This window comes from Candidatus Delongbacteria bacterium, assembly GCA_041675285.1.
Taxonomy (GTDB): domain Bacteria; phylum CAIWAD01; class CAIWAD01; order CAIWAD01; family CAIWAD01; genus CAIWAD01.
In genome coordinates this window covers 1-10,817 of sequence record JBAYTZ010000030.1, presented here as the reverse complement: position 1 = coordinate 10,817, position 10,817 = coordinate 1, and the positions used below count along the sequence as shown (strand labels likewise).

At 67.1% G+C, this 10,817-nt stretch carries 10 protein-coding genes; all 10 read right to left on the bottom strand.

What is annotated here, in order from left to right:
* Window positions 1-282: 282 nt before the first annotated feature.
* Entirely contained in the window at window positions 283-1,260 is a 978-nt protein-coding gene (gene lepB / locus WC326_16300) for a signal peptidase I (protein MFA7332631.1), read from the bottom strand.
* Between the two features lie 26 nt (window positions 1,261-1,286).
* Complete coding sequence (gene lepA, locus WC326_16295) at window positions 1,287-3,083, bottom strand: translation elongation factor 4 (GenBank protein ID MFA7332630.1); 1,797 nt, start codon at window positions 3,081-3,083, stop codon at window positions 1,287-1,289.
* Window positions 3,084-3,195: 112 nt separating this feature from the next.
* On the bottom strand, window positions 3,196-3,753 hold the full coding sequence (gene frr / locus WC326_16290) for a ribosome recycling factor (protein ID MFA7332629.1): 558 nt from the start codon (window positions 3,751-3,753) through the stop codon (window positions 3,196-3,198).
* Window positions 3,750-4,475 carry a UMP kinase gene (gene pyrH, locus WC326_16285; GenBank protein MFA7332628.1) on the bottom strand — a complete coding sequence of 242 codons (726 nt, stop codon included), beginning with the start codon at window positions 4,473-4,475 and terminating at the stop codon, window positions 3,750-3,752. Before pyrH ends, frr begins: the two co-directional genes overlap by 4 nt.
* Window positions 4,476-4,520: 45 nt before the next feature.
* Window positions 4,521-5,405, bottom strand: coding sequence for a translation elongation factor Ts (gene tsf, locus WC326_16280; protein ID MFA7332627.1), 885 nt, complete (start codon window positions 5,403-5,405; stop codon window positions 4,521-4,523).
* A gap of 31 nt (window positions 5,406-5,436) precedes the next feature.
* A complete protein-coding gene (gene rpsB, locus WC326_16275; protein MFA7332626.1) occupies window positions 5,437-6,348 on the bottom strand; it encodes a 30S ribosomal protein S2 in 912 nt (303 codons plus the stop codon).
* A gap of 158 nt (window positions 6,349-6,506) precedes the next feature.
* Window positions 6,507-6,908, bottom strand: a complete 402-nt coding sequence (gene rpsI / locus WC326_16270) for a 30S ribosomal protein S9 (GenBank protein MFA7332625.1) — start codon at window positions 6,906-6,908, stop codon at window positions 6,507-6,509.
* Between the two features lies 1 nt (window position 6,909).
* Complete coding sequence (rplM, locus tag WC326_16265) at window positions 6,910-7,338, bottom strand: 50S ribosomal protein L13 (GenBank protein MFA7332624.1); 429 nt, start codon at window positions 7,336-7,338, stop codon at window positions 6,910-6,912.
* 155 nt (window positions 7,339-7,493) lie between these two features.
* A complete protein-coding gene (locus WC326_16260; protein ID MFA7332623.1) occupies window positions 7,494-9,131 on the bottom strand; it encodes a C10 family peptidase in 1,638 nt (545 codons plus the stop codon).
* Between the two features lie 83 nt (window positions 9,132-9,214).
* The gene (locus tag WC326_16255) at window positions 9,215-10,399 is read right to left on the bottom strand and encodes a hypothetical protein (GenBank protein ID MFA7332622.1); all 1,185 of its coding nucleotides are present in this window, start codon (window positions 10,397-10,399) and stop codon (window positions 9,215-9,217) included.
* Window positions 10,400-10,817: the final 418 nt, after the last annotated feature.

Genomic DNA, 10,817 nt, shown 5'->3' with positions numbered 1-10,817 from the left:
TTTCTCACCCGCCAGAGTCAGCCCGCCTCCCGGCGGGCTTCCGCTGGCGGCAGTTCATCCTTCCTGCAACCGCGTAGTTGGTTCCGCCTGACGGCGTCACCACCTGGTTCTGGTTCAGGCCTGACGGCCTTCACCTCACGTGACACAAATCGTCATCGAGTCTATTTGTCTTCGAGCTCAAACCGACTTCTGGAATCTCGAGGCCCAATCAAGGCAAATCCAATTCTGTCTCTGTGCCTCTGTGCCTCTGTGGTGAAAGATCCCCGCCCGGGCGCGCGGCGGCTACTCGATGAAATGCAGGATGCGGCCCCAGCGGATCACCTGCCAGAACTCCTCGTTCAGCTTGGTGGTATCGAATGAGAAGTAGATGATCCAGGCCTTGCCCACGATGTTCTCTTCCGGCACGAAGCCCCAGTAGCGGCTGTCCGCGCTGCGGTCGCGGTTGTCGCCCATCATGAAGTAGTGGTTCTGCTCGAAGGTGTAGCTCGTGGCGGGCTGGCCGTCCAGTTGAAAGCCGCCGGCCGCGTTGGTGGTCAGGCTGTGGCCTTCCAGCTGGATGGAATCCTTGTAGAGGCGCCAGGTCTCCGGCGAGAGCTCCACGCTCATGCCCTTGGCCGGCACCGTCACCGGGCCCCACTGGTCCTTGTTCCAGCCGCTGCCGCCGGGCCAGATGTAGACGTCGTGGAAGTCCGGGGGCAGCACCTGACGCATGGCGAACTGCTGCTCGGCGGGCGGGGCGAACTCCGCGCCGTCCACGAAGGGCCGCTTGTCCTGGAGCTGGATGCTCTGCCCGGGACCGGCCACCAGCCGCTTGATGTAGTTGGTGAGCGGGTCCTTGGGATAGCGGAAGACCAGGATGTCGCCAGGCTTGGGGTCCCGGATGGCCGGCAGTTCGACATAGGGGATGTCGAAGCCGAAGCGCGTGAAGGGAACGCCGATCCAGTCCGGCGTGCGCATGCCGTAGACGAACTTGTTCACCAGCAGGAAGTCGCCGATGAGCAGGGTGCGCTCCATCGAACCCGAGGGGATGCGGTAGGCTTCCACCACCATGGCGCGGAAGAAGAACAGGAAGAGCACCATCGAGCCCACGAACTCGAGCCAGTAGCGCGTGGGACCCTTGCGCTCGCGCTTGGTCTGCTCCTTGTCGCGATGGGCCGCGCGGCGCGTGCGGCGCCACTCGCGCCAGGCCTTGGGCTGCAGGGGATTGTCCACCAGGGCCCAGGTGAAGGCCAGGACGATCAGCCAGGGAATCCAGTTCATGCCTTGCCTTTCCCGATCAGCGAGCGTCAGCGCTCGATCTTGAGCATGGCCAGGAAGGCTTCCTGCGGAATCTCCACGGAACCCACCTGCTTCATGCGCTTCTTGCCTTCCTTCTGCTTCTCCAGCAGCTTGCGCTTGCGGCTGATGTCGCCGCCGTAGCACTTGGCCGTCACGTTCTTGCGCATGGCCTTCACCGTGGTGCGCGCGATGACCTTGGTGCCCAGCGCGCCCTGGATGGCCACCTCGAAGAGCTGACGCGGAATCAACTCCTTGAGCTTGATGCACATCTTGTTGCCCCAGTCCCAGGCCTTGTCCAGGTGGACGATCATCGAAAGGCTGTCGACGGGCTCGCCGTTGATCATGATGTCCAGCCGCTTGAGCTGGCTCTCGCGGAAGTCCAGCAGCTCGTAGTCGTAGGACGCGTAGCCCTTGGACATGGTCTTGAGGCGGTCGTAGAAGTCGAACACGATCTCGGCCAGCGGGAACTCGTAGACCAGCGAGGCGCGCGTGGTGTCCAGGTACTCGGTGGACTTGAAGATCCCGCGGCGGTCCATGGCCAGCTTCATGATGTTGCCGATGAACTCGACGGGCGTGATGATCGTGGCCTTGATGAAGGGCTCGCGCACGTACTCGAGCTTCTCCCCGCGTGGGAAGTCCGCCGGGTTGTCCACCACCTCCTCGGGCTTGCCCGGCTGCTTGACCAGGTACTCCACGTTGGGCATGGTGGTGATGATGTCCAGGTCGTACTCGCGGTCCAGCCGCTCCTGGATGATCTCCATGTGCAGGAGGCCCAGGAAGCCGCAGCGGAAACCGAAGCCCAGGGCCAGGCTGGTTTCCGGCGTGTAGACCAGGGCCGAGTCGTTGAGGCAGAGCTTGGCCAGCGCGTCGCGCAGCTCCTCGTAGTCGTCGGCGGAGACGGGGTAGAGGCCCGAGAACACCATGGGCTTGACTTCGGCGTAGCCCTCCAGCGCCTGGGTGGCGCCGCCCCGGCGCAGGGTGAGCGTGTCCCCCACGCGGGCGTCCTTGACGTCCTTGGAGCCCAGGATGACGTAGCCCACCTCGCCGGCCGTGAGGATCTGGCCGGGAATGCGCTTCATGGTCAGCGTGCCCACTTCGTCGATCTGGAAATCCCGCGGCTTGTGCATGGAGCGCAGCTCGGCGCCCGCGGCCACGGTGCCGTCCACCACGCGCACGTAACCCACGGCGCCGCGGTAATTGTCGTAGAGGGAGTCGAAGATCAGCGCGCGCAGCGGCGCCTCCAGGCTGCCCCGGGGGGCGGGCACCCGGCGGACGATCTCCTCGAGCAGCAGTTGGCAGTTGAGGCCGGTCTTGGCGCTCACCTTCACCACGTCGTCGGCCTCGCAGCCGATCAGCTCGGTGATCTGGTGCACGACTTGCTCGGTCTGGGCGCCGGGCAGGTCAATCTTGTTCACCACGGGAATGATCTCCAGGCCCTGGGCCACGGCCGAGTAGAGGTTGGCCAGCGTCTGGGCCTCGACGCCTTGGGCGGCGTCCACCACCAGCAGCGCGCCTTCGCAGGCGGCCAGGCTGCGGCTGACTTCGTAGGCGAAGTCCACGTGGCCCGGGGTGTCGATGAGATTCAGCCGGTAGCTGACACCGTCGGCGGCCAGGTAGTTCATGGCCACCGGGTGGGCCTTGATGGTGATGCCGCGCTCCTGCTCCAGTTCCATGTCGTCCAGCACCTGCTTGCGCATTTGGAGCGGCGGCAGCGTGCCGGTCAACTCGAGCAGGCGATCGGCAATGGTGGATTTGCCGTGATCGATGTGCGCGATGATGCAGAAATTGCGGATGCGTTCCTGCACCGCGTGCCCCCCTATCAGGCAGCGGGACTCGGCTGCCCGGTCCCGCTGCGGAAAAACTCGCCATTTGACGCCGCGCGAACCCGCCGGGTTCCGCGGCCACCCGCCAACCTGCCTAAACGGCCATGATGTCCGTTTCCTTCACGCGCACCAGCTCGTCGACTTTCTTGATGTGCTGGTCGGTGAGGTCCTGGACTTCCTTCAAGAGGCGGTGCTCGTCGTCCTCGGAGATCTCGCTGGCCTTGAGGGCCTTTTTGAGATGCTCGTTCATGTCGCGCCGCACGTTGCGCACGGCCACGCGGCCTTCCTCGGCCAGCTTGTGCACGTGCTTGACGAGGTCCCGGCGCCGCTCTTCGGACAACTCGGGCAGCGGCACGCGCACCACCATGCCGTCGTTGGAGGGGTTCAGGTTCAGGTCCGAGTTCTGGATCGCCTTCTCGATGGCCGAGATCAGCTTGCGCTCCCAGGGCTGGATGACGATCAGCCGGGGTTCGGGGCAACTCAGGTTGGCCACCTGGTTCAGGGGCGTGGGCGTGCCGTAGTAATCCACCCGGATGGGGTCCAGGATGGCCGGCGAGGCCTTGCCCGCCCGAACGGAGCTGAAGGTGTGCTTGACCTCTTCCACCGCGCGGTCCATGTGGTGCTTGCACTTCTCGATGATGTCGTGGCTCATGCGCGCTCTCCGGAAATCAGGGTTCCCAGGTCCTCTCCCAGGATCAACCGGCGCAGGTTGTCCGGCTCGTTCATGTTCAGTACCCGCAGGGGCAACCGGTTGTCCATGCACAGGCTGATCGCCGTGCTGTCCATCACCTTCAGCCGCCTGGACAGGACGTCAAGGTAGGTCAATCGGGGAAAAAACTCCGCGTCCGGCTGGGTCATGGGGTCGGCGCTGTAGACGCCGTTCACCTTGGTGCCCTTGATGATCACGTCGGCGCGGATCTCGCTGGCGCGCAGCACGGCCGCCGTGTCGGTGGAGAAATAGGGGTTGCCCGTGCCGGCGGCGAAAATCACCACCCGGCCCTTCTCCAGGTGCCGCAGGGCCCGCCGGATGATGAAGGGCTCGGCCACGCGCGTGATGGTCAGCGCGCTCTGCACCCGGGTGGGCACTCCCGCCTTTTCCAATGCCTGCTGGAGGGCCATGGAGTTGATCACCGTGGCCAGCATGCCCATGTAGTCGGCCGTGGTGCGGTCCATGCCCGAGGCCGCGGCGCTGATCCCGCGGAAGATGTTGCCCCCGCCGATCACCAGCCCGATCTCCACGCCCAGGGCGTGGATGCTGCCCACTTCTTCCGCCACGCGGCGCAGGGTGGGTTGGTCGAGTCCGCCACCCTTCTCCCCGGCCAGCGCCTCGCCGGACAGTTTGAGCAAGATGCGTTTGAAGACTGGCTGCTCCATGGGGCGGATCCTCATGAAAGCGCCCGCCGAAGCGGGCGCCTGTGCCTACTGGCCGATGATGAACGCGGCGAAGCTTTCCACGACGACCTTGTCGTCGAGCTGCTTGCCCAACTGGTCCACCACCTGGTGCACCGTGCTCTTCTCTTCCTTGAGGAAGGCCTGCTCCAGCAACGTGGACTCGGCATAGAACTTGTTCAGCTTGCCCTGGGCGATCTTGTCCACCATCTGCTCGGGCTTGCCTTCGGCGCGGATCATCTCGCGGTAGAGGTTCAGCTCGTGCTCGACGACGGCGGGGTCGATGCTGTCACGATCGACGCCCTTGGGCGTGTAGGCCACCACCTGCAGGGCCAGGTCGTTGACCAGCTCCTGGAAGGCGGGGGCGACGACGCTCGCCGGCTTGTCGCAGGCCACGGCGATGATCACGCCGTGCTTGTCGCCCAGGTGGATGTAGGTGTGCACCTTGCCCTGGCGCCCGGCGGGAATGGCCAGGACACAGAAACGCCGCACGCCCATCTTCTCGCCCAGCTTGCCCACCATGTCGCTCAGCTGGTCGGCCAGCTTGATGGCCGGGTTCTGCACGGCGGGCAGGTCCAGCAAGGCTTCCACGTCGGCCGGGCGCTTGGCGAGGGCCTGGGCCGCGCAGTCCAGCGCGAAGGCGCGGAAGTCCGGCGTGCCGGCCACGAAATCGGTCTCGGAGTTGAGTTCCAGCAGCACGCCCGCGCGGCCGTCGTCGGCCAGCAGGCAGACCACCTTGCCTTCGTTGGCTTCGCGGTCGGCGCGCTTCTCGGCGGTCTTCAGACCCTTCTTGCGCAGGAAGTCCACGGCCTCGTCCAGGCTGCCATTGGATTCGGCCAGCGCCTTCTTGCAATCCATCATGCCCGCGCCGGTCATCTGGCGGAGCTTCATCACGTCCTTGGCGGAGATCTCCATGAGGGAATCCTGTGGATTTCGGGGTTGACGACTACTCGGCGGACTCGGCGCCGGCTTCCTGGACGGGCGCGGCGGGAGCCTCGGGGGCTGCCGGGGCTGCCGGGGCTTCCGCTGCCGCGTGGGCAACGGGGGCCGCATGGGCTTCGGGAGCGTGGCCCAGGGGGGCCTCGTCCGGACGACGCTTGCGGCGCCGCGGCGCGGTCTTGGAATCCCCGCGCTCGGGAGCGTGCTGCTCGCCTTCCTGGCCGAAGCCTTCCTTGCGCAGGCTGCGGGCCTCGTCCACGGCGTCGGCCAGGCACTTGGTGATCACGGCGATGCTCTTGAAGGCGTCGTCGTTGGCCGGGATGACGTAGTCGATCAGGTCGGGATCGGAGTTGGAATCGCAGATGGCGAAGACCGGGATGTGCAGCTTGCGGGCCTCGCTGACGGCGATGGCTTCGCGCACGGTGTCCACCACGAAGATGGCGCCGGGCAGGCGCTTCATGGTGCGGATGCCGCCCAGGGTCATTTCGAGCTTGCCCTTCTGGCGCTCGATCTGGAGGATTTCCTTCTTGTTGATCCGCTCGTAGGTGCCGTCCGTCTGCTTCTCTTCCATGCTCTCCAGCGTGCGGATGGAGTTGCGGATGGTGCGGAAGTTGGTCAGCATGCCGCCCAGCCAGCGCTCGCTGACATAGTGCATGCCGCAGCGCGTGGCCTCGTCCTTCATCACGTCCTGGGCCTGGTCCTTGGTGCCCACGAAGAGCACATCGCCGCCCTCGGAGACGATCTTGCCGATGCGATTGGCGGCATCTTCGAGCAGGACGGCGGTCTTCTTGAGGTCCAGGATGTGGATCCCGTTCTTCTCCATGAAGATGTAGGGGCGCATCTTGGGGTTCCAGCGGCGGGTCAGGTGGCCGAAGTGGGAGCCGGCCAGCAGCAATTGCTGCACGGTCACGCGAGACATAGGGACTCCTTTGGGTTTTGCCTCCACGTCCTTCACTTCCGGGCGGAACCCCTTGCGGGGCACCGCCGCCCGAATCCGGACGTGTGTGTCGTTGATACGTGAAGAAGGCTGCCCCGGCGGCAGCCTCTTCACGCGGGTTCACATTCGCAGTGCGGGGCCTAGCGCTTGCTGAACTGGAAGCGCTTGCGGGCGCCCGGCTGGCCGTACTTCTTGCGCTCCACCATGCGGGAGTCGCGGGTCAGGAAGCCGGCTTTCCGCAGCGGGCTGCGGTATTCCTCGTCCATCACCACCATGGCGCGGCTGATGCCCATGCGCAGGGCGCCGGCCTGGCCGGCCAGTCCGCCGCCGTTGACGGTGGCATAGATGGTGAGCTTGCCCATCAGGTTGACGGTTTCCATCGGCTGCTCGATGACCATTTTCAGGGTCTCGCGCCGGAAATGCTCCATCACCTGGCGGCCGTTGATGGAAATCTCGCCCTTGCCGGGCTCGATCCACACGCGGGCCACGCTGGTCTTGCGGCGGCCGGTGGCGTAGAAGCGCTTGTTGGAACGGGTGACCATCTTAGAACCTCAACTCGGCCGGCTTCTGCGCGGCATGGGGATGTTCGGTGCCGTTGTACACCTTGAGCTTCTTGATCAGCTGGCGGCCGAGCCGGTTGTGGGGCAGCATGCCCTTGACGGCGTGCTCGATCACCCAGGCCGGATTCTTGGCCATGGCCATCCGGAAGGTCACCGTCTTGGCGCCCTGGGGAAAGCCCGTGTGATAGAAGTAGGTCTTCTGGTCGGCCTTGTTGCCCGTCAGCTTCACCTTGTGGGCGTTGATGACGACCACGAAGTCGCCGGCGTCCACGTGGGGGCTGTAGATGGGCTTGTGCTTGCCGCGCAGAATCTGGGCAATGTGGCTGCTCAGCCTGCCCAGCACGAGGTCCGCGGCGTCCACGATGTACCAGACAGGCTGGTCGTCGCCGGGCTTGACGGTGTAGGTCTTCACCTGTCGCTCCATAAATTTGCAAGACGCAGAAGATAGGCTCCTCTCAGCACGGAGTCAAGCTTCATTGAGCTCTTTCGTGCCTTGAGCCCGGCAGACAGACCGTTGGGCGGGCGGCGGCGGCCCGGCGAACACCGGCGACGGACCGGCGGGACGACCTATTCGCCCAGGACCACCACACGATAGAAGAGAGGACCGGCTGCCGGCGAGTCCGTCCAACTGGTGGCGCCGGCGGGCAGGGTGGCCCGCAGAGAGGTTGGGCCGGGCTGGTACCAGGGCTGGGCCAAGCCGTGCACGGCGTAGCCCGTCACCTGAACGGGCCAGAGCCCGCTGGCGTCCGTGACGGGGGCCGTCCAATCCAGCCGGGTGCCCAGCGGCCCGGGGCTGAGGCGCAGGTCCGTCACCGCCGCCGGCACCAGGGAGCCGGGCAGCACGGAAAAGCGCGCCGTGTCACAGGCGTAGAGACCCTGGGGATCCAGCGCGCAAAAGCTCAAGTCGGCGGCGCCTGTCCAGCCCGCCGGATAGAGCACGCGCACGCTGCGCGTCACGGCGTTGAACTCCGTGGTGATGGGCGGGGTCACCTCCACCCACCAGTCCAGCGCGCCGGGTTCCTCCTGGGGGTCGGTGCCGCAGGCGTCCAGCTGGATCACGGCGAAGGCCTGGCCGCTCTCCACCAGCTGGTCGGGCACCTGCACGACGGGCGGCGTGTCCCGCTCCAGCCGGACGATGGCGCCCTGCTGGATCGAGAATTCCATTCCGCCGGGGGTCAGGGCCTCGATCTCGAACCAGCCGTTGAACCAGCCCGACCAGCCCCAATTCAGGTGGAAGAGACCGTCCTGCAGCCCATCCAGCACGAAGGCGTGACCGCCGGAGCCGTAGCCGCTGTCCAGCACGGGCCGGCCGGCGTTGATCTCCTGGCTCAGGCGCGTGGCCCAGGCCGCGCCGGGAAACTGGGTGTGCTGGATGAACTCGGCCACGGCGGGATAGCGGAAGTGGTTTTCCAGGGCCAGCAAAGCGTTGTGCCAGCCCGTGCCCACATAGGCGCCGGAGCCGTCCGGGGCGTAGTCCATCTCCACGGCCACGCCGCAGTGGTACTGCAGCAGCGCGCCGGCGGGCGTGCCCGCGTCGTCCGGCATGGCCGCCCAGTTGTAGGTGGTGGTTTCGAAACTGGCGCTCTGGCTGCCGTAGGTGGGATGCACGTAGCTGTGGGAGCCGGCGCCTGTGTCCGGCCACTCCCAGAAGTTCATGATCTGCGCCATGGCCGTGGCCACGCAGCCCGACCAGACGTGGCCGCCGGGGCCGGCGGGATCCGCCGGACAGTACTGGTTGTAGGGCCAGCCCTGGTCCCAGGTGCTGGTCAGCAGGGGATCCACGGTCTCGCCCTCGCGGGCGGCCTGACCCGCCTCCAGCGCCTGCCAGGCCGCCAGGGCCGCCGGGTGGCTCCAGGAATGGGCGCGCGCCCACTCGGCGTCCAGGCGCTGCAGTTCCAGCCAATCCAGCAGGGCCGGCAGTTCCGTCGGCCAGGGCGCGGCGCCTGTCTCCGACCAGGCGGCCACGGGCGGCAGGCGGTCGTCGCCGCGTAGCAGGACGAAGCCGCCCCCCTGGAAGGTCGCCAGCCAGAGGGCCGGTTGGCCGTCCGGCGCAGGCGCCAGGGGCTGCAGGCTCTCCAGCAGGACGGAACCGCCCCGGGCGCTCAGGAGGGCCTGGGCGGCGGCGGCGGCACGCGGGGCATCCACGGGCGCGGCGGCGCCGATTCCCACCAACAGCAGACTGAGCGACAGGCTGGTTCGCAGCATCCGGGGCATCCTTTCGTGAGGGGTGGTCGGGCGGGGGAAGCTGGGATTGCCTGGGCAGGCCTGCAAGCCCAAAGTGCCGCGCATCAAGAGCGTCGCAGCAGGGCCAGAGCCTCCAGCCGCTCCGTGCCGGGCAGCATGTCGTGGCCCGCGAGGGATTCCACCTGCCAGGCGGGATCGGCCAGTAGTCCGTCCAGATCCCGGGCCAGGCTGCGCGGATTGCAGCTTAGGTACGCCAGCGCGCGCGGCTTCAGCTGGTTCAGCAGCTGAAGGAGGGTGGGATCCAGCCCGCGGCGGGGCGGATCCACGATCACCAGTTCAGGCTCGAAGAGTTCCAGACTGGTCAGGCACTCTTCCACCCGGCCGCGGGTGACCGCGATCTCCTCCCGGCCGTCGGCGCGGGCGGCTTCCATCAGCGGCAGCTGGCTGGCGTGTTCCGACTCCAGCAGGAAGAGCGGCTGGGTGCGCGTCACGCTGAGTCCGATGGCCCCGCAGCCGCAGTAGAGGTCGGCCACGCGCGCCGCGGCCCCAAAGCCCCGGACCCATCCATCCAGCTCCGCCAGGATCGAGCGGAACACAGTCAGGTTGGCCTGGATGAAGGAGGTGGCGCTGACGGCCACGGGGGTCTCCAGGAAGCGGCAGGGCACGTGGAATTGGCCCTCCAGTAGCTGGGTCCGGGCGCCCAGCACGCTGTTGCCCGGCGTGGGGTTGAGGTTCTGGGCCACGCAACGCAGCTCGGGAAAGGCCGCTCGCAGGTCGCGGGCCAACTCCTCCAGCGCCGTCTGCCAGCCGCCCTCGGCGTGGGGTGTCACGAAGCAGGCCAGCTGGCGGCCGTCGGGCAACACGCGCAGCAGCAGGTAGCGCAGGAAGCCTGTGGCCTTTCCCTCGTGATACACCGGCAGGCCGTGGCGGGCCACACCCTGGCGCACGGCCTCCAACACGGGCTCCAGGCGCGGGTCGTGCTCGCGGCAGTGGCGCAAGTCGATGAGCCGGTGGCTACCGGGCTGGTAGATCCCCAGCCGCGCCTCCCGGGCCGCCTTGTCCCAGCCGAAGACCAGTTTGACACTGCCGCGGTAGCCCGTCCGGGCGGTTGCGGGCCGCAGCTGGATGTCCTCCAGCGGAACGGGCAGTCGTTCGCGCAGCCGCGGCGCAGTCGCCAGCTCGGACTGCAGGGCCCGGGTCTTGACGACCAGCTCCTCGGCGTAGCTCAGGGTGGCGAAAGGACCGGCAAGGCAATGGGCGCAGGCGCGCGGCTCGTCTGTCTCGATCATGGGCATCCGTTCGTTTGTGGCTGCAACTTGGCAATTGCGCGGGCTGCGGGCCCAGTGCCCGTCATCCCCCGGCTCAACCGGGGGATCCCATGGCACAGCGCCTGTCATCCCAGCGAAAGCTGGGATCCCATGGCGTGTGCAGGCGAAGCCGCCTCCCTTCCCTCGCGCCCCGCGAGGGAAGGCGCGACCCGGCAACACCGGGGCGCGATGGGATGGGGGCGCTCCACGTCAACTGCCCGCCAGCGCAACGACTGCCGGGCGCCGTGTTTTCCACCTTTCTGCTGGCGCCAGAAATGGACACTGCTCTGGCACCAACCTGGCACCGACCTGGCACCGGCCTGGCACCGACCTGGCACCGACCTGGCACCGACCTGGCACCGACCTGGCACCGACCTGGCACCGACCTGGCACCGACCTG